Raw genomic sequence first — 18982 nt, forward strand, 5'->3', positions numbered from 1 at the left:
GTCTTCCACGCAAGGCTGATGCAGATGCGCAAATGTAATATTTCTTCAGATTCGTTTCTGCCCGAATCCGCGAACGACGTGGCCTGTAGCCATGTTCAGGGAGGCTCTGGGTGGGGGTTCTGCCGTCGGATGCAGGCAAAAAAACGCCCGGCAGATCCGTGCTACGGAGGCCGGGCGTTTCTGGCTGAAAACCCCGCGAAGAGGGTTTTCGAGGCTTACTGGATGGTGACGGGCCCCAGTTTGCTCATGACAAAACCGACGAACTGCTCAGGCGTCATTTTCTGGCCGTTGAAGTCCACTTCGTTATTGGCGTAGCGCACCTTGGAGACGATGTCGTTGCCTTCCAGCTTGGCCAGCTGGGTACCCAGCGCCATGCCGCTGACCATGTCGGCGGCCATGCTGCCCTGGTCGGCGATCGCCTTGGCGTCGGTCACACCGTCCAGTTGCGCCTGCAACGCCGCCACGTCGGCGATCATCGGCTTGGACAGCAGCAGGTTCAGGTTCAGCTGGGTGAGCAGTTGCTTGCTCAGTTCGGCCGGCGGCAGATCCATGGATTGCGGCTTGTTCAGGTCCACCACCAGGCTCAGGCGGCTTTCGCCGTTGGCGGTCTTGAACGAGAGGTTTTCCAGGGCGATGTGCGGCTGGGCAGCCAGCAGCTTGTCCAGGTCAGCCTTGACCTGGGCCTGCTCGGCCTCGCTCAGGTTCAGCTCGGGCGCTGGTTCCCCGGCGGCTTCGGCCGCGGCGACGGCGTCTTCGTAGGGTTGCAGCTTGTTCTGGTAGACCTGCATCAGCGACATGCCGGAGGCGATGTCGAGGTTCTTCATGCTCCAGGCCATTTGCGCCGAACCGACGGCTTTGCCGTTGAGGGCGACTTCGCTGATCTTGTAGTCGGCACGACCGGCCAGGTGGGCGCCCTTCTCGTCGGTGGCGCTCTTGATCTGCGAATTCTTGAAGCTGAGCACCGACTGTTTCTCGCCGAACGTGGCCTTGGTGCTGGTCAGCTCCAGGGTGTTGTCGCCGACGTAGAAGCCATAGTTGCTCTTGGTCAGGTTGCTGGCCAGGGTCAGGCCGTTGAGCTCGACCTGCACAGGGGTCTGGTCTTCGGCGACGCTGTTGAGCTTGAGGCTGTCCATGTAGCCTTCGGCCTTGACCTTCTGCGCTTGGGCGCTGGTCGAGAGGTCCAGCTTCAGGCCGGAGAACTTGAGGGTCGACTTGTCGTCCAGGGCCGTGTCCAGCGGCAGCAACTCCAGGTTGCCGGTGGCGGAACGGTCGTAACCCAGGTTGACCACGCCCTTGAGCGGGGAAACATCCTTGGTGGCGGCGAACCATTTTTCGGTCAGGGCGTTCTTTTCCAGCTCGTAGTGACTGGTGGCCATGACCGGCAGCCATTTCAGGGTCATCAGGCGCGAGAACGGCAGCGGGCCGTGTTCGATACGGTCGACGAACACCAGTTCGACGCCCTCGGCACTGTCGCCGAACATCTCGCCCTGGCCCTTGAGGCGGTAGCGCGCGGTGCTGCTGAACAGATTGCGCTCCAGCGATACCAGCTCCAGGCTGGCGGTACCGTTGGAACCGACCATGGCCGCCTGGAGTTCCTTGTTGGCATCAGCGATAGAGGTTTGCAGCACCCCTTCCAGCTTGGTCCCGGTATACCAGGCGCCGCCGGCGCTGATAGCGCCCACTGCGACGACGATTCCTAACAGTACGCCTGCTGATTTATTCATTATTTGACCCGATCGATCCGTTGTTGAATGTGTGGTCGTCTTCCCTGAACCCGGTACGGGTTGTGGCTCGACTGTGCGTAAAACTGCCGAAGATTAGCACCGGCCAGGCCGGGCGGCCCAACCTTTCCATGTGAAAAGTAGTGAACGTGCGGGACGGTTCCTGTAGCCGCTGGCGCAGCCTGCGATCGACCTGGGCGGCATTCCGACGTAGCGGTCGCCAGGCCAGGCGACGCGTTTTTCCAGGTGGACCGCGGATTCAGATTTTGCGGTTGCTGCGCAACCGGTCGCAGCCTCGCGGGCTCGGCAGCGGCTACACAGGCGCCGCGGTTCTTGTAGCCGCTGGCGCAGCCTGCGATCGACTGCGTAGCAGTCGCCAGGCCAGGCGACGCGTTTTTCCAGGTGGATCGCAGGTTCAGGTTTTGCGGTTGCTGCGCAACCGGTCGCAGCCTCGCGGGCTCGGCAGCGGCTACAGGGTTTGCGTGCCTCCCTTCGGCCGCTACGCATGTTCGGAGTATTCGACTTCCAGTGCGTCGAGCTGATGATCGAAGCTTTTCAGGCGGGCGGTCCAGGTGTAGACCAGCACTTCGAAATCGCGGTTGATCACCGCACCGCCCGGCGTTTCCGAACGCGGGTCGCAGAAATCCAGTTGATAACGCTCGCGGGCCATGGCGGCGGCGACATCGGACAGTTCGCGGGCATTGTTCAGCCAGTGGCGACCGTCGGCGGCCTGCTTATCCAGCAGTACGCACTGTTTTTTCAGGGCTTCGAGGCTTTTCTCCAGGGGGGTGCCGGTCAACTCGCCCATGACCTCCTGAAAGGTCCGCCCCGGCTGCCAGTAACTGCCCCAGAAGTAACGGTCGAACACGGTTTCGACCCGGCGCAGGGCGACTTTGGTGTCCCAGATCGCCACCAGGGTCTTGCCCTGCTCCAGCTGTTTTTTCTTGATTTTCTGGGTCTGGAACGACGTCCAGGCCACGAAGACAATGGCGCTCACCGCAATCAGCGCGCTGGCGCTGTCGAGAAAGATCATTGCCTTGTCGATCTGGTGCGCCAGCATGACACCGTAGAAATAAGTCGCAGAAAGCAGCACCAGTGCAACGATGGCGCACCAGAAGCCGAGAGCATAAGGGTTTTTCATTATTCGAATCCCCATGACCATCACGTGCCTGACCGCTGGCCGAGCACTGGACGCAAGGTGCTCACCCAACTGATCAAAGCATAGCAACGGCCTCAGGGTTTGCCGGGGTTCGAGGCTTGCGTTCGTCCGCTTTCCCAGCCACCGCCCAGGGCCAGGAACAGGTCGATCTGACTCATCGCCACCTGGGTGTTGGCCGCCGCCAGCTGGGCCCGTACGTCGGTGTAAGTGCGGGTCGCCTGCAGGTCGGCGAGGAACGACTCGCGGCCGGCCTGGAAGAAGCGGTGGGTCTGGTCGGCGGCCTGCCGCGCCGACTGCTCGGCATCGGCCAGGGCGTCGCGACGTTGCAACTGGGCGCTGTATTGGGCCAGGCCGGTCTGGGTTTCGCGGATGGCGTTGAGCACCACCCCGTCGAAATGCGCCAGGGCGCCCTGGCTGGCGGCTTCGGCCTGATGAATGCGTTCGCGGGCGCCGTTGGCCGGCACCGTCCAGCTGATCAGCGGGCCAAAGCCCCAGCGGTTGGTGGAGGGCTTGCCGAGGTTGTCGACGATGCCCACGGTGCCAACGGTCGCGCCGATGCTGATGTCCGGGTACAGGGCGCCGGTGGCCACGCCGATTTCCGCGGTGGCGGCGGCCAGCCGGCGCTCGGCCTGGCGGACATCCGGACGGCGCTTGAGCAGCGCCGCGCCGTCACCCACCGGCAACAATTGCGCAATGTGCGGCAACTCGGCGCAACTGCCGGTGCCGGCGGGCAGTTGCTCCACCGGTTTGGCCAGCAGCATCGACAGGCGGAACAGCGCCGACTGGCGCGCCGCCTCATAGCGCGGCAGCTCGGCGCGCAGGGATTTGAACTGGGTCTGGGAGCGGGTGACCTGGGTTTCGTCGCCGCGCCCGGCGTCGCGCAGGCGCTGGGTGAGTTCGGTGCTCTGGGCTTGCAGGTCCAGGGAATGCTCGGCGATCTCGCGCTCTTCGTTGGCCGCGCAGACCTGCGTGTAGGCCCGCACCACATCCGCCACCAGGGTGATGCGCGCGGTATCGGCCGCCGCCTGGGTCGCGTCGGCGTTGGCCTTGGCCGCCTCGATGCCGCGCTGCAGGGTACCGAACAGGTCGAACTGATAAGAGGTGCTGACGGACAGGTTGCCGACGTTGGCCACCGGCACTTTTTCCGGCAGCAGGAAGGCCTCGCCGGACTCCTGCAAACGCTCGACCCCGGCCTTGGCCCCACCACTCCAGCCGCCGGCCGCCTGGGCCTCGTCGACCTGGGCGCGGGCCCGCGCCAGGTTGGCCGCCGCGACCCGCAGGTCGGTGTTGGAGGCCATGGCCTGCTGCACCAACTGGTCCAGGCGCGGGTCCTGGTACAAGCGCCACCAGTCTGCCGGGACCGGCGCCGAGACCACGCTGTCGCTCGAACCGGCCAACTCGCCCTGCAAATCGCTGCGATGCACCGCCGCGTCGGCCGGCAGCCGGTAGTCCGGGCCGACCATCTGGCAGGCCGACAGCAACAAACCGAGCCCGGCCGTGGCCAAACGCAGGGCGCTGTTCATTGCGCCGGCTCCGACCGGGTTGGCGCCTGATCGTCGATGATCGACACGGTGGCGGTGCGTCCGGCGATCATGCGGAAGTCTTCCGGCACCTCGTCGAAGGCAATGCGCACCGGAATCCGCTGGGCCAGGCGCACCCAGCTGAAGGCCGGGTTGACGTTGGGCAGCAGGTTGGAGCCGCTGCTGCGGTCGCGGTCCTCGATGCCGGCGACGATGCTTTCGACATGCCCGCGCAGCCGCGCGCGATCGCCGATCACCCGGATATCGACGCTCTGGCCGATATGAATGCCGTCGAGCTTGGTTTCCTCGAAGTAGCCGTCGATGTGGAAGGAGTTGCTGTCCACCACCGACAACACCGGGCGACCGGCGGTGACGAATTCCTGGGTGCGCGGCGCGCGGTCGTTGACGTAGCCATCCACCGGGCTGCGGATCACCGAACGGTCGAGGTTCAGCTGGGCGCTGTCCACCGCCACCTGGGCTTCGGCCAGGGCCGACTGGGCACGGGCCACGCGGGACTGGCTTTCCTCCAGTTGCTCGCGCGGCACCAGGTTGCCCAGGCCGAGGTTGCGCCTGGCCTCGCGCTGGGCCTGGGCCAGGGTTTCCTGGCGGTCGGCCAGGGACGCCTTGGCCTGGCGCAGGGCCAGGCTGAAACGGTCCTGGTCGATGCTGAACAGCACCTGGCCGCGCTTGACCAGCTGGTTGTCCCGCACCTGCACCTGCTGGATCAGCCCGGAGACGTCCGGAGCGATCTGCACGATGTCGGCACGGATATGCCCGTCCCGGGTCCAGGGCGCGAACATGTAGTACATCACCATGCGCCAGACCACCACGACCGCGAAGCTCACCACCAGCAAGGTCAGGACCACACGGCCGATGGTCAATAAAGGTTTTTTCATGTCATCAGGTATCGACTGAGTGAGTCCACGGCGCCGAGCAGCAAAGCGTACAGACCAACGTTGAACAAAGCCCGGTGCCAGACCAGGCGATAAAAATGCAGGCGCGTCAGCAGCCCGTGGACCACCAGGTACAAGCCATAGGTAAGGCCCATCAGCACCAGCAGCGTGGGCAAAAACACCCCGCTGATATCCAGGTCACCGATCATAAAGGCGCTCCATCGATGCCATGGGGCAGCGGTTCTTCAAGCTCGCCACCGCCGACGAACTCCACGCCGGGCAGCAAGGCCAGGCGCAGGCCACTGAGGGCGTGCAGCAGGTGCAAACGGGTTTCGCGGTCGTCCTGGCTGCGGGCATCCAGGGTGCGGCGGGCGCGGTCCAGGGTCATCAGCAGGCCGCTCGGCGCCGGCAGGCGTTCGCCGGCCTTGAGGCAGGCCTTGAAGTAGGCGCCGACCTCGGCCACCACCTGGCGCAACAGCGCCTGCGCGTTGCCTTGGGCCCGCGGGGCGTAGGCCAGCAGGTCCAGCAGGTTCAAACCGACGCGCACTTCGCGCAGGGCCGCGCCGGTGTCCTGGCCGGTCATGGCCAGCCGCGGCAGGTGCTGCATCAGGCGGTCGAGCATCTGCACGCCCAGATGGCGGTGTTCGGCCAGGTTGGCCGGTTCGGTCATGCCGACGATGTCCTGCCAGCTGAAACGGGTCAGGCGCTTGGCCGCCAGCTCCGAACCGAACGGCCGCGCGACCAGGGTCCAGACAAAGGCGAACAGCAGGCCCATGGGCCCGGCCAGGTTGGAATTGGCGAAGCTCATGAAGTCGGCGTCGTAGGCGCCCTGGATGCTGATGAAGGACGAGGTGTTGACGATGGTCAGCAGCATGCCCAGGTAAAAACGCGGCTGTACCGTCAGGGTGCCGACGCAGATGAACGGCACGGCGAAGGCCAATACCAGCATCGGGAAATCGTGCAGGTTGGGCAGGATCAGGAACAGGTAGAGGCTGGCGAACAGCACCGACATCGCGGTCCAGAAGAAGAACCGGTAGATCTGCGGCGCCGGGTCGTCCATCGAGGCGAAGAAGCTGCAGGCCACCGCCGCGAGGATCACCGCGCTGCCGCCGTCGGTCCAGCCCAGGAGGATCCACAGCACCGAGGCGACGATGATCGCCAGGACAGTGGAGGCCACCGAATACAGCATCAGCCCGCGGTCGAGGAACGGCGTCAGACGGCCCAGGCGCCAGTGGCGATAGACCGCGCGCCAGATGTCCTGGCTTTCGCACTGGATGGCGTGTTGCAGGCTGCGGCAGTCCTGCCACAGGTCGATCCACTCGCCGAGGCGGTACAGGGCGTTGGAAAACAGCAACTGGCGCCGGTCGTCGAGGGCTTCGGCATCGGGTTGCAGCGCTTCGAGCTGGCCACGCAGAGCCTGCCAGCGCTCGACCGAAGCGCCCTGGGCGGTGCTTTCCAGCCATTGCCCGGCCTGGGCCAGCAGCGGCGCGAACTTATCCACCAGCTCCGGGGTACGTCGCTCCAGGGCGTACAGGGCATCGTCCAGGGCATCGACCACGGGCAGCAGGTGGATCATGCGCCCACGCAGTTCCTTGGTATTGCGCACGGTCTGCGGGCGCGCGCCTTCGTGGGGCAACTGGCCGATCATCAGCTCCAGGCTGTTGAAGGTGGCGACCATGGATGCGCGCAAGGCACTGACTTCTTCGGGCCGCACGTCGCGGCTGAGAAAACGCTGGCTGTAGGTGGACGCATCGGCGAACCATTTGCCCGCCGAATCGACGAACACCGGCGCCAGCCGCCGTGGCCAGAACATGCTGCCGATCACGGCCGCGCAGACGATACCGAGGAATATCTCCTCGGTGCGCGCCTCCGCCACGTCCCACACCCCCAGCGGGTTATCCACCACCGGCAGGGCGATCAGCGGCAGGCTGTAGCCGGCCAGCATCAGCGCATAGCTGTTGGCGGTGCGCAGGTGCAGGGAGAGGAACAGCAGGATTCCGGTCCACAGGGCGATGATCACCACCAGCAGATAAGGGCTCTGCACGAACATCGGCACGAACAGCACCGCCGCCGAAGCGCCGAGCAAGGTGCCGATCGCACGGTACAGCGCCTTGGAGCTGGTGGGCCCGACGAACGGGCTGGAGACGATGTACACCGTGGCCATCGCCCAGTACGGACGCGGCATCTGCATGAGCATGGCGATGTACAGCGCGATCATCGACGCGGCAAAGGTGCGCACGCCGTAGAACCAGTCGCGCGCGGGGGGGACGCCGGTGAAGAATCCGCTCAAGACGGCACCACCGGCAGCTGGGCAGCCGACTCGAAGGCGCGGATCACCTTCAACGCGGCCTCCAGGTCCGCTGCTGTGATGCCTTCCAGCACCTCGCGGCGCAGGCGCACCAATTCGGCTTCCACCGACTGCACCAGTTCGCGGCCGGTGTCGGTCAGGCTCAGGCACTTGGCCCGGCGATCGTGGGGATCTTCAGAGCGTATGGCGTAACCGGCGCTGCACAGCTGGTCCAGCAGACGCACCAGGGACGGGCTTTCCATCCCCGCCGCCTGCGCCACCGTCACCTGGCGCACGCCCTCGCCCAGGCGCCCGATCATCAGCAGGGGCACGGCACAGGCTTCGGAGATTCCATAGTTGACCAGCGTACTCTGGCAGATCCGCCGCCAATGCCGGGCGGCGACCACCATGCCACTGCTGATATTCATCTGGAGTGATTCAAGAGAGTCGGGCAAAGGAAAGTTCGCACACAGTTAGTTTGCTAACTATCAATGGTGCATGGGGAGGATAATCTCAGTCAAGTTTTGAAACAATTGAACGACCATTGACCCGAAAACGCCTCAGCGCTTTCGGGCCCGCTCATACACGGCACTGCGTTCACGTTTGCCCACGGCCACCACCGAAACCACGACCTGATCCTCGATCACTTGGTAAACCAGGCGATAGCCAGAGGCCTTGAGCTTGATCTTGTAGCAGTCCGCCATACCGTGAAGGGCGTCCGCGGGCACCCGCGGCATTTCCAGGCGCTCGGCCAGCTTCTTCTTGAATTGCTCGCGCAGGGTATGACCGAGCTTGTCCCATTCCTTGCGCGCCGAAGGCAGGAACTGGAGCTTATAAGTCATCCAGATTTACCGGGACCGGGGTCTCGTGACGACGGGCACGGACAATCTCCGCCAGTTCAAGATCGTCAAGACGCTCCATCATGGCTTCAAACACGTCGGCCGGGACCATATAGCCCATGACCCGGTTGTGATTGAGCACCGCAACCGCACCACCCTGTGCGCCGTTCAGGACAGCCGAAGGATTTTTTTTCAGTTCAGACACGCTGACAGCTTTATCAGCCAATACGCTTTGCATAATTAAGACCTCTAATTTGGTCTTAATTCTGGTCTATTTACATGACGACATCAATCCACTTGCCTCAACCCCCCCGCCCCTTCCTCAACAACACATCCAGCTGATCCACCACTTCCGCCCAGTCGGCGTCGTCGAGGATCTCGTCGCGCAGGAAATCCGCCTGGCTGGGGGTCCAGAAGAAGGCATCCGCCAGGTGCAGTTCCGGCTTGAGCGGTGAATGGGTGGCGATGAAACGGTCGATGTCCACGGGGTCGTCGGACAGGCCGAGTTGTTTGAACAGGGCAGGCAGGCTGTGGGATGGGGATTCCATGGGGGGCTCCTGAATGGGTCGGGAATGTCGGACGACTGCCGCGCAGTCGATCGCGTGCAGCCGCGCTCCTGCAGAAACAGCCTGCAGGAGCGGGCCAACCAGCAAAGGGTCGCTACAGGCACCGACGGCGCTAGTAGCTGACCTCGCACACCTCGGCATGAGGCACCATTTTCAGGTACTCGTCCATGCTCAGATGCACCAGGTTGTTGTGGTTGCCGGCTTCCAGGTAGATGTCTTTCTGCCGGGTCAGCATCGGATCGATCACCACGTCCAGCCCATAGGATTCGCCCAGGGCCGGTACCGCGCCGCGTTCGCAATCGTTGAACAGATGCGCCAGGGTGCTTTCCCGGGTGATCTGCCATTCGTTGCTGCCGCGCACCTTGCTCAGATCCAGGTGGCGGCTGGCCGGCAGCACGGCCATCAGGTAGTGGCCGTGACTGTCGTCGAGGATCACCGACTTGGCCACGCGTTCGGCGGGAACTCCCGCGACCCGGGCGGTCTCCAGGCTGCTCGAGGAATGTGGATGAGCCACCACGTCAAAATCGCAATGCGCCTGTTCCAGGCTGCGTTGCACGGTTTTTGCCATACGCATGATGCACCTCGGTGTCCTGAACGGCTTTGCAGGACGATGGGTTAACGACTGTCACTCCCTCCCCAAAGTCTAGGCCGCGCCGCCCTCGCCCACTGACGAACTTCCGAACGGCACGCGAGCATGAGGTTGTTCAAAATTTGCTCAATCCCACGCTCTACTAGACTCAAGGACAAAGCCAGCGAACGGCTGGCAACCGAGGCACATGACTCTCCAGGAGGGTCGGATGAACGAGCGTGGGTGGCGGGCGACACTGAAGGGGCTGCTGCTGGGTGTGCTGATCGGCCTGCCGACCGGGCACGCCCAGGCCGTGAAGCCAGTGGTGGTGCTCACCGTCAACGATGTGATCAGCCCCGCCAGCGCCGACTACGTGGTGCGCGGCCTGGACAAGGCTGCCGACGAACAGGCCCAACTGGTGGTGCTGGGCATCGACACCCCCGGCGGTCTCGACACCTCGATGCGCTCGATCATCAAGGCGATCCTCGCCAGCCCGGTGCCGGTGGCCAGTTACGTCGCCCCCAGTGGCGCCCGCGCCGCCAGCGCCGGCACCTACATCCTGTATGCCAGCCATATCGCCGCCATGGCCCCGGGCACCAACCTCGGGGCCGCCACCCCGGTGCGGGTCGGCATGCCGGGGCAGCCCGACCCGGGCGGCAACCCGCCCGCCGCGCCACGCTCGGACAAGAACCCGGAACCGGAACCCGACACCCTCAGCCAGAAACAGATCAACGACGCCGCGGCCTATATCCGCGGCCTGGCGCAATTGCGCGGGCGCAACGCCGAATGGGCGGAACAGGCCGTGCGCGAGGCCGTCAGCCTGCCGGCCCAGGAAGCCTTGAAGCTGAAGGTAGTCGACTATGTCGCGGATGACCTGAACGGCCTGCTCAGGCAACTCGACGGCAAGTTCCTCATCGCCGCCGGCCAGGCGGTGCAGCTGCATACCCTGGGCGCGGCGGTGATCCATCACGACCCGGACTGGCGCACGCAGCTGCTGTCGGTCATCACCCACCCCAGCGTCGCGCTGATCCTGATGATGATCGGCATCTACGGGCTGTTCTTCGAGTTCGTCAACCCGGGCACCGCGGTGCCCGGCGTGCTCGGCGGCATCTGCCTGCTGCTCGGTCTGTATGCCTTGCAGTTGCTGCCGGTGAACTACGCCGGCGTGGCCCTGATCCTGCTGGGCATCGCCTTCATGGTCGCCGAAGCTTTTCTACCGACCTTCGGCGTCATCGGCTTCGGCGGCATCGTCTCCTTTGTGGTCGGCGCGGTGATCCTGATGGACACCGATGTCCCGGGCTACGGCATTCCCCTGCCGCTCATCGTCAGCCTGGCGGTAATCAGTGCGCTGCTCCTGGCGACGCTGGCGAGCATGGCGGTGCGTGCGCGACAACGCCAGCAGGTGGCTGGCGACGCTGGGCTGGTGGGCAGCATAACGGCGATCACCGCGGTGCAAACGGGCAACCCTTACAACGGCTGGGTGCTGTTGCAGGGCGAACACTGGCAGGTCCTGAGCGCGACACCGCTGCAAACCGGGCAACGGGTTCGGGTGGTGGCGCGCAAGGGGCTGCTTCTGGAAGTGACGACGGCCGAGGCCGCGCCGCGAGGAGGATGAAATGGGTCTGGAATTGGGTTTTGGCGCGCTGCTGGCGCTGCTGTTGGCGCTGGCGGTCTCGACGTTTCGCATCCTGCGCGAATACGAGCGCGGGGTGGTGTTCCAGCTGGGGCGCTTCTGGCGGGTCAAGGGGCCCGGGCTGGTCCTGCTGATTCCGGTCGTCCAGCAGATGGTCCGCGTCGACTTGCGCACCGTGGTGCTCGACGTGCCGCCCCAGGATGTGATCACCCGCGACAACGTCTCGGTCAAGGTCAACGCCGTGCTGTACTTCCGTGTGCTGGACTCGCAGAAGGCGATTATCCAGGTCGAGGACTTCCTCATGGCCACCAGCCAACTGGCCCAGACCACCCTGCGCGCGGTGCTGGGCAAGCACGAGCTGGACGAGCTGCTGGCCGAGCGCGAACGCCTGAACGCCGATATCCAGCAGGTGCTGGACGCCCAGACCGACGCCTGGGGCATCAAGGTGGCGAACGTCGAGATCAAGCACGTCGACCTCAACGAATCGATGATCCGCGCCATTGCCAAACAGGCCGAAGCCGAGCGGGAACGCCGGGCCAAGGTGATCCACGCCGAAGGCGAATTGCAGGCCTCGGAAAAGCTCATGCAGGCCGCCGAAATGCTCGGCCGCCAGCCCGGCGCCATGCAGCTGCGTTACATGCAGACCCTGAGCGCGATTGCCGGCGATAAAAGCTCGACCATCGTTTTCCCGCTGCCCATCGAATTCCTCAAGGGCATGGCGGAGTTGTCGCCGAAGAACTGAGCCGGGGTTGCGGGACCGCGCAGCTGCGCCACTGCTCCAGCGCTGCGTAAGGCGCCTGCGCCCACTGCTCCAGCTGCTCCCGCAGCCGGGCTGAGGCCTGTTGCTGCTTGCCCTGGCGGTCATCGACAAAGGCCTGGGCCGGCTGCTTGGCATGCTGGCCGACACAGGCGAATGCCGTCCGGCGTTGCTCGGCGCTCAGGCCGAAAAAATCGCCCAGATGGCCGTCCATGGCGGCGGGCAATTCGCTGTAGTTCAGCACCAGGCCATGGTGTTCGCGGCAGTGCTCCAGCCCCAGTTGCAACAAGCGCCCCAGACGCCGGGCGATCCAGCTTTCCCGGTCCTGGAAAGGCTCGCCGTCGTCCAAGGCGCTAGGCCCGATCAGGCCCGGCGTCATGTGCATGCCGGCGCGGCGCAGATGCGATACGGCGATTTCCAGCGGCTCTCGATACAGAAACAACCACGGCGTATCGACGAAGCACTGGCGCAGCAGCGGCAGCTCGCCGATGTTCCAGGCATCGAGCTTGATCACCAGCCGCTGCTCAGTGCCGCGGCGCACCTGCCCATAGGCCGACAGCAATCCCACCAGCGCGGCAGCCCTCTCCCGTGGCGCCAGCGAGCTGCGCAGCAAGGCATCCAGCGGCGGCGGTTCGGACACCACGATGTGATCGTCCAGATGAGCCAGCATCTGGCTGGCCAGGGTCGAGCCGCAGCGCGAGGCATGGAAGATAAAGGCGCTGGGAGCCAGGCCCGGGCTACGCTGGCGCCATTCGGTCAGGGCAGACAACGGCGTCTGGCGCCGGAACGCCTGATTGAACGGCAGGCGCAGGGCCTCTTCGACCGCCTCGCGGAAAAACGGCTGCGACAGCGGCCTGTCGCCGAACCAGCACCAGTCGACCCGCCACTCGTCACGCGGCTGCCAAATGCGGATCGGCAACCAGCCGTGCAGGTTCAGGCCGTCCATTGTTCATTCCACAGACGCCGCCCCTGGCGCATGGCCGAACGCAGGTCTTCGCGGGTGAACGCCAGGCCACGCTCGGCCGCCAGGGTCAGGGTGTGCTCGATGAAGGCTTCGCTGTCGGTCAGCGCCTGCAAGGCCTGGCACAGCGAGGGGTCCTCTTCGAGCAACCGACAGAACCGGGCGAAGTCCACGGCAGCACGGCCCAGGCCAGGTGCCGGCGTGGTCGGCGCGCCGTCGGCAATCATCTGCTCCAGCCAGGAGTCGGGGCGACAATCGATCACCAGGTGAATGCGTTCCTGGCTGTCGTGATTGTCCACACGGTGCGGGCGCGACAGGTCGAGAAACCAGCACTCCCCCGCCAGCATCGGCATGCGCCGCCCGTCGAGCAGGAAGTCCACCCGCGGCGGGCTGAGCAAGGGGATATGCAAGCGCAGGTCGGCGTCCTGGCCGCCCAGGTCGTAGTCGCGGTGTTCATGAATGCGCGCCCCCGGGCCCAGCCGCAGCAGGCGCGCCGAAACGATCTGCAAGGGCAGGTGGCGCAATGCCTGTTGCCAGTCCGGGTCCTGCCGCCAGGGCTCGCGCTGTACCGGCCGGCCCTTGCCCGGCGCCAGTTCGGAGGGCGCATCCACCGCCGAGATCAAGGCCACGCCGCTCCAGTCGCCTTCGTAATAGCCGCCGTTGAAGTGGCCCTGCCAGGCACTCGCGTCGATGCGCGCCAGGGCGCGCAACAGCCGTGGCAGATCCACGCTGACCGGCAGCCGGGCGAACGCCGGACGGCTCATGAGGCAGGCAGCACCTTGCGCTCGACCAGCCAGCCGAGCAATTGCCGCTGGCAGTCGTCGATCGACTGGGTGCCGGTGTCCAGCTCCAGCGCGGCCCGTGGTGGCTCATAGGGTGCCGAGATACCGGTGAACCCCGGCAACTCGCCGCTGCGGGCGCGGGCGTAGTGGCCCTTGGGGTCGCGCTGTTCACAGACCGCCAGCGAGGCGCTGCACCAGACCTCCAGATAGTCCTCGCACAGGCGTCGGGCGAACAGTTCACGTTGCTCGATCAGCGGGGCGATCATCGCCAGGATCACGATCTGCCCGTTGTCCACCAGCAAGGCCGCCAGCTCGCTGGCGCGGCGGATGTTTTCCCGGCGGTCGGCCTCGGCGAACCCCAGGTCGCGGTTCAGGCCGCCGCGCAAGGCGTCGCCGTCCAGCACCAGGCTCTGCCGGCCGTGCTGGAACAGCCCGGCCTGCAGCGCCTGGGCCAGGGTCGACTTGCCCGCCGCCGGCAGGCCGGTCAGCAGGATCGCCACCCCGCGATGACCATTGCGCGCCTCGCGCTGGGCCCGGCTGACGCTGGCCTGGGGCGCCTGCAGATTATTGTCTTTGGGCATGGGCCACCGGCGTGCTGATGTTGCCCGCCGCCCAGTCGGCCTCGCGGCTGGCCAGCGCCGAGGCGATGGACTGCACCTGGGTCGACTGCACCTCGTTGGGCAGCGGGTCGAGCCCGGCGCTGGCGAAGATCTGCCCATAGGCGTTGCGCAGGTCGGCATAGGCCAGGTCGCGCCGCAGGTCCGCCTGCAAGGTGTTCAGCTCGCCCTGGATCAGGTCCAGCTCGCCAATGCCATTGGCCTGGTAGCGGTTGCGCAGTTGGCCGACGATCTGCCCGTCGATGTCCGCCAGCTCCTGGCTGGTCTTGAACTGGCGCAACGCGTCGCGGTAGTTGGCGTTGGCCACATAGACCTGGGCCAGCACCGCGATGGACATGGCCTGCCGGCGCGCCGCGGCGACGTCTTCACCGGCCTTGGCGGTGTCGATGGCCGCCGGCGCGGAGAGCACGTTGAACAGGTTCCAGGTGACCTTCACCCCGTAGTCGGCCCACTTGTCGTTGACCAGAAACGAGTTGCTGTCGTAGTGCCCACCGGCGGAGAACTCCAGGCCCGGCAGCAGGCGCAGCATGGCCTTGCGGGTTTCCGCGGCGCTGATACGGCTCTGGTAATCCTGCTCGCGCAGTTCCGGGCGGCTGGTCAGGGCCTCGTGTTCGAGGCGGGCCATATCGACCTTGAGTTCCGGCACCGGGTAATCGTCGGTGGTCGCCAGGGTCAGCTGGGTGCCCATGGGCAGGTTGATCAGGGTCGACAGCTCGGTCTTGGCCAGGGATAACGCCCGGCGCTGCTCCTCCAGCTGGCGGGTGGCCTCGATCAGCGAACGCTGGTAGGCCAGGGCCTGCACCGGGTCGCCGATGCGTTGCTGGCTCATGCTCTGGCTGTTGCCGCGGGCCTGCTCGACCCGACCTGCGAGGCTGTCGATCTGCTTGAGCAGGCGTTCGGCCGCCACCGCCCGCCAATAGGCCGAGCGCACGTCCTGGACAATCGTGTTGATCACCTTGCGCCGGCGCTCCTGGACGATCAGCCGCTGGTCGCCTTGCTGCTTGGCGTTGATGTAGCTGACGCCGAAGTCCAGGACGTTCCAGACCATGGTCAGGTCGGCCACTCTGCGGTCCCGATCCTGGGAGGTCGAGGGTTCCAGGGACTGGGTACCGGTTTCCACGCTCTGGCTGCTGGAGGCGCTGACGTTGTTGCGCCCCACGTAGCCGGCGGAGAGGGCCATGCGCGGCAGCATGTCGAAACTGGCGAGGTCCAGTTGGCGCTTGGCCAGGGCCTCTTCCATGATTTTCAACCGGCCCTCGAGGTTGTATTTCACTGCCCGGGCCATGGCCTGGTGCAGGGTCAGCGGGCCGCTCAGCGGCTCCTGATCCTTGTACATGCTCTGCAGGTCGCTCCTGGCGCGCTGCTCGCTGGCACTGCGTTCAATCGGTTTACTGCTGACGGCACAACCACTGACCGCCAGCGCCAACAAGCTGACCCCGAACAACTTCTGACTTTTATTCATCCTTGTCTCGCCCCTGGGTGCCGCATCGTATTTATGTCTTGTTTCAGGCCTGCATTGCGCTGATGCCGGCCTGTTCGAATGCCTTGGCCAGATCGCGGATCGGCCGTTGCTCCATGTCTTGCATCACTTGCAATTGCTGGGTCAGCGACGGTGCCCCGAACACCCCGCGCCCGCCCTGGGAAAGATCGCCGGCCCTGGGCTTGTCGCCGAAGGACTTCAGCGAACCGCCGTCCTCAGTGGAGTCCTGGCCGAACAGCACCGACAGCGTGCTTTGGCTGAACACCCCGCCATCGCCGCCACCGAAGCCGAGGAAACCATGACCATTACCGTCGCCACCGGGATCGCTGCTGCCAAATACCTGGGCAATGAAGCTCGGCGCCAGGGCCCCGTGATTGATGAAAATATCCCCCAACGGCCGGATGCCATCGCCCAGCACCCGCTGCTCGAACAGTGGCGCGAAGGCCAATGGCGAGCCCAGGTCGCCAACCGGTGGCGTGGTGACCGTGGGCTGCAGCGGCACATAAGGCGGCAGCGGCGGAACCACCGGGTCGCTCGAACGGAATTCCGGATCGCCCACCGGCAGCTCCGTGGGTGGGTTGGTCGCCGGCACGGTGTTGATCGCGTAGTTGTTGGAGTCGGTGCTGCCGCTGCCGGTATTGCCGAATGCGTCGCTCACCCCGCTGTTGTTCAGGGTGATCAGGTTGCTGGTATCGCTGATATTGGCGGTTGGCGTCAGGGTCGCGGTCCAGGTCCGGCCGCCGTCGCTGCTGCTCAAGGCGCTCAGGGTGCCGTTGGCCACCGTCAGGTCCGAGTTGGTGAAGCCGCTCACCGCTTCGCTGAAGGTGATGGTCACGCCGCTGGTCTGGCCCACGCCGAGGCTGCTGTTGGCGACCACGATGGTCGCGGTCGGCCGCTGGGTATCGATCAGGTAATTGTTCGAATCCGTGCTGCCCAGCCCGGTATTGCCCGAGGCGTCGCTGACCCCACTGTTGTTGAGGGTGATCAGGTTGCTCGTATCGCTGACGTTGGTGTTCGGTGTGAAGGTCGCGGTCCAGGTAATGCCGCCATCGCTACTGCTGACCGCGCTCAAGGTGCCGTTAGTCACCGTCAGGTCGCTGTTGTCGAAACCGCTGACCGCCTTGCTGAAGGTGATGGTCACCAGGGACGTGTCGCCCACCGCCAGCATCGGGTTGGCGACCACCACGGTAGCGGTGGGGCGCACGGTATCGATGACGTAGTTGGCCGAGTCGGTGGTGCCGCTGCCGGTGTTGCCGACGGCGTCTATCACTCCGGCGTTGTTCAGGGTGATCTGATTGCTGCTGTCGCTGATGTTGATGGCCGGGGTAAAGGTGGCGGTCCAGGTGACCCCACCATCGCTGCTGCTCAGGGCCCCCAGGGTACCGTTGGCCACCGTCAGGTCCGAGTTGGTGAAGCCGCTGATCGCCTCGCTGAAGGTGATGGTCACTGTGGTGGTTTCGCCCGCTTTCAGGGCCGTGTCGGCCAGCACGATGGTGGCGGTCGGCCGCCCGGTGTCGATGATGAAATTGTTCGAGTCGGTGCTGCCGCTGCCGGCGTTGCCCGCCGCGTCACTGACCCCGCTGTTGTTGAGGGTGATCAGGTTGGTGGCATCGCTGACGTTGACGTTCGGGGTGAAGGTCGCGGTCCAGGTGATGCCGCCGTCGCTGCTGCTGACCGCGCTCAGGGTGCCGTTGCTCACCGTCAGGTCGCTGTTGTCGAAACCGCTGACCGCCTCGCTGAAGGTGATGGTCACCAGGCTGGTTTCGCCGATCGGCAGGATCGGATTGGCCACCACTATGGTCGCGGTTGGGCGCGCCGTGTCGATGACATAGTTGTTCGAATCGGTGGTGCCGCTGCCCGTATTCCCCGAGACATTGATCACGCCGCTATTGTTCAGGGTGATGACGTTGCTGGTATCGGTGATACCGACTGCCGGGGTGAAGGTGGCGGTCCAGGTGACACCACCGTCGCTGCTGCTCAGCGCACTCAAGGTGCCGTTGGCGATGCTCAGGTCGCTGTTGTCGAAACCACTGACCGCCTCACTGAAGGTGATGGTCACCAGCGAGGTTTCGCCGGCCTTCAAGGCCGTGTCGGCGATCACGATGGTGGCGGTCGGCACCACGGTTTCGATGCTGTAGTTGGCTGAGTTGGTGGTCCCGGTACCGCTGTTGCCGGCCACGTCGGTGATGCCGGGGTTGTTCAGGGTGATCAGGTTGCTCAGGTCGGTGATGCCCGCCGTCGGGGTGAAGGTGGCGGTCCAGGTGATACCGCCGTCGCTGCTGCTGACCGCGCTCAGCGTGCCATTGGCCACCGTCAGGTCGCTGTTGTCGAAACCGCTCACTGCTTCACTGAAGGTGATGGTCACCACCGCGGTTTCGCCGGCCTTGAGGGTCGAGTCGGAGAGAACGATGGTGGCATTCGGACCCAGGCTGTCGATGGCGTAGTTGTTGGAGTCGGTGGTGCCGCTGCCGGTGTTGCCGGCCCCATCCGTCACCCCGGTGTTGTCCAGGGTGATCAGGTTGCTGTTATCGGTGATGCCGGCCGTCGGGGTGAGGGTGGCCGTGTAGGTGATGTTGTCGCTGGTGCTCAAGCCACTCAACGTACCGTTGGCAACGGTCAGGTCGGCCAGGGTAAAGCCGGTCACCGCCTCGCTGAAGGTGATGGTCACGGTACTGGTCTGGCCCACGCCCAGGGCGCTGTCGGCGACCACTATGGTCGCGGTCGGGCGGACGGTGTCGATCGCATAGTTGTTGGAGTCAGTGGTGCCGCTGCCGGCGTTGCCCGAGGCGTTGGTCACCCCGCTGTTATCCAGGGTGATGACGTTGCTGGTGTCAGTGATGCTCGACGTCGGGGTGAAGGTGGCGGTCCAGGTGATACCACCGTCGCTGCTGCTGACCGCGCTCAGCGTGCCGTTGGCGATAGTCAGGTCGGCATTGCTGAAACCGCTTACTGCCTCGCTGAAGGTGATAGTCACCAGTGAGGTTTCACCGATCTTCAGGGCGTTGTCGGCGACCACTATGGTCGCGGTCGGCAGGACGGTGTCGATGCTGTAGTTGTTGGAGTTGGTGGTGCCGCTGCCAGTGTTGCCAGCCAGATCGGTGACTCCGGTGTTGTTCAAGGTGATCAGGTTGCTGGCATCGTTGATACCGACGGTCGGGGTGAAAGTCGCGGTCCAGGTGATGCCGCCATCGCTGCTGCT

The 18982-nt window shown here is 65.1% G+C and carries 18 protein-coding genes; 2 read left to right on the forward strand and 16 right to left on the reverse strand.

Annotated elements, in window-relative coordinates; genetic code table 11:
• Positions 1-215: 215 nt before the first annotated feature.
• The 11 genes from PVZ80_RS27485 to PVZ80_RS27535 all read right to left on the reverse strand — a co-directional run bounded on the left by PVZ80_RS27485 (position 216) and on the right by PVZ80_RS27535 (position 9559).
• Positions 216-1724, reverse strand: coding sequence for a YdgA family protein (locus tag PVZ80_RS27485; protein WP_009046363.1), 1509 nt, complete (start codon positions 1722-1724; stop codon positions 216-218).
• Positions 1725-2220: 496 nt separating this feature from the next.
• On the reverse strand, positions 2221-2862 hold the full coding sequence (locus PVZ80_RS27490; protein ID WP_016705008.1) for a hypothetical protein: 642 nt from the start codon (positions 2860-2862) through the stop codon (positions 2221-2223).
• Between the two features lie 92 nt (positions 2863-2954).
• Positions 2955-4403, reverse strand: coding sequence for an efflux transporter outer membrane subunit (locus tag PVZ80_RS27495; RefSeq protein ID WP_273864836.1), 1449 nt, complete (start codon positions 4401-4403; stop codon positions 2955-2957).
• Complete coding sequence (locus PVZ80_RS27500; RefSeq protein ID WP_038630331.1) at positions 4400-5296, reverse strand: efflux RND transporter periplasmic adaptor subunit; 897 nt, start codon at positions 5294-5296, stop codon at positions 4400-4402. Before PVZ80_RS27500 ends, PVZ80_RS27495 begins: the two co-directional genes overlap by 4 nt.
• Positions 5293-5502: a DUF1656 domain-containing protein gene (locus PVZ80_RS27505; protein WP_007932080.1), complete on the reverse strand. Its 210-nt coding sequence runs from the start codon at positions 5500-5502 to the stop codon at positions 5293-5295. The genes PVZ80_RS27500 and PVZ80_RS27505 overlap by 4 nt, the downstream gene beginning before the upstream one ends.
• Positions 5499-7583: an FUSC family protein gene (locus PVZ80_RS27510; protein ID WP_016705005.1), complete on the reverse strand. Its 2085-nt coding sequence runs from the start codon at positions 7581-7583 to the stop codon at positions 5499-5501. The genes PVZ80_RS27505 and PVZ80_RS27510 overlap by 4 nt, the downstream gene beginning before the upstream one ends.
• A complete protein-coding gene (locus PVZ80_RS27515; RefSeq protein ID WP_009046358.1) occupies positions 7580-8008 on the reverse strand; it encodes a MarR family winged helix-turn-helix transcriptional regulator in 429 nt (142 codons plus the stop codon). Before PVZ80_RS27515 ends, PVZ80_RS27510 begins: the two co-directional genes overlap by 4 nt.
• 132 nt (positions 8009-8140) lie before the next feature.
• On the reverse strand, positions 8141-8422 hold the full coding sequence (locus tag PVZ80_RS27520; protein WP_009041601.1) for a type II toxin-antitoxin system RelE family toxin: 282 nt from the start codon (positions 8420-8422) through the stop codon (positions 8141-8143).
• Positions 8412-8657 (reverse strand): type II toxin-antitoxin system Phd/YefM family antitoxin, encoded by a 246-nt coding sequence (locus PVZ80_RS27525; protein WP_009046356.1) that lies wholly within the window; start codon positions 8655-8657, stop codon positions 8412-8414. The genes PVZ80_RS27520 and PVZ80_RS27525 overlap by 11 nt, the downstream gene beginning before the upstream one ends.
• Positions 8658-8721: 64 nt before the next feature.
• Entirely contained in the window at positions 8722-8967 is a 246-nt protein-coding gene (locus PVZ80_RS27530) for a DUF2789 domain-containing protein (protein ID WP_009046355.1), read from the reverse strand.
• Between the two features lie 130 nt (positions 8968-9097).
• Positions 9098-9559 (reverse strand): aminoacyl-tRNA deacylase, encoded by a 462-nt coding sequence (locus PVZ80_RS27535; RefSeq protein ID WP_016705004.1) that lies wholly within the window; start codon positions 9557-9559, stop codon positions 9098-9100.
• 223 nt (positions 9560-9782) lie between these two features.
• Here PVZ80_RS27535 and PVZ80_RS27540 point away from each other — a divergent pair, with 223 nt between their 5' ends.
• The gene (locus PVZ80_RS27540) at positions 9783-11168 is read left to right on the forward strand and encodes an NfeD family protein (protein ID WP_009046353.1); all 1386 of its coding nucleotides are present in this window, start codon (positions 9783-9785) and stop codon (positions 11166-11168) included.
• 1 nt (position 11169) lies between these two features.
• Positions 11170-11928 carry a slipin family protein gene (locus PVZ80_RS27545; RefSeq protein WP_009046352.1) on the forward strand — a complete coding sequence of 253 codons (759 nt, stop codon included), beginning with the start codon at positions 11170-11172 and terminating at the stop codon, positions 11926-11928.
• On the opposite strand, the gene PVZ80_RS27550 is transcribed toward PVZ80_RS27545, so the two are convergent.
• From PVZ80_RS27550 to PVZ80_RS27570, 5 genes are all read right to left on the reverse strand, one after another.
• Positions 11894-12889: a sulfotransferase family protein gene (locus tag PVZ80_RS27550; protein WP_101281621.1), complete on the reverse strand. Its 996-nt coding sequence runs from the start codon at positions 12887-12889 to the stop codon at positions 11894-11896. The genes PVZ80_RS27545 and PVZ80_RS27550 overlap by 35 nt on opposite strands.
• Positions 12877-13668: an aspartyl/asparaginyl beta-hydroxylase domain-containing protein gene (locus PVZ80_RS27555; protein ID WP_273864837.1), complete on the reverse strand. Its 792-nt coding sequence runs from the start codon at positions 13666-13668 to the stop codon at positions 12877-12879. Before PVZ80_RS27555 ends, PVZ80_RS27550 begins: the two co-directional genes overlap by 13 nt.
• On the reverse strand, positions 13665-14267 hold the full coding sequence (gene cysC / locus PVZ80_RS27560; protein ID WP_273864838.1) for an adenylyl-sulfate kinase: 603 nt from the start codon (positions 14265-14267) through the stop codon (positions 13665-13667). Before cysC ends, PVZ80_RS27555 begins: the two co-directional genes overlap by 4 nt.
• Entirely contained in the window at positions 14251-15765 is a 1515-nt protein-coding gene (locus PVZ80_RS27565; RefSeq protein ID WP_273864839.1) for a TolC family protein, read from the reverse strand. The genes cysC and PVZ80_RS27565 overlap by 17 nt, the downstream gene beginning before the upstream one ends.
• A gap of 43 nt (positions 15766-15808) precedes the next feature.
• Positions 15809-18982, reverse strand: a 3174-nt coding sequence (locus tag PVZ80_RS27570; protein WP_273864840.1) for an Ig-like domain-containing protein, incomplete at its 5' end; no start/stop codon positions are given.

Source organism: Pseudomonas sp. B3G-3, from assembly GCF_028640915.1.
Classification (GTDB): domain Bacteria; phylum Pseudomonadota; class Gammaproteobacteria; order Pseudomonadales; family Pseudomonadaceae; genus Aquipseudomonas; species Aquipseudomonas chlororaphis_I.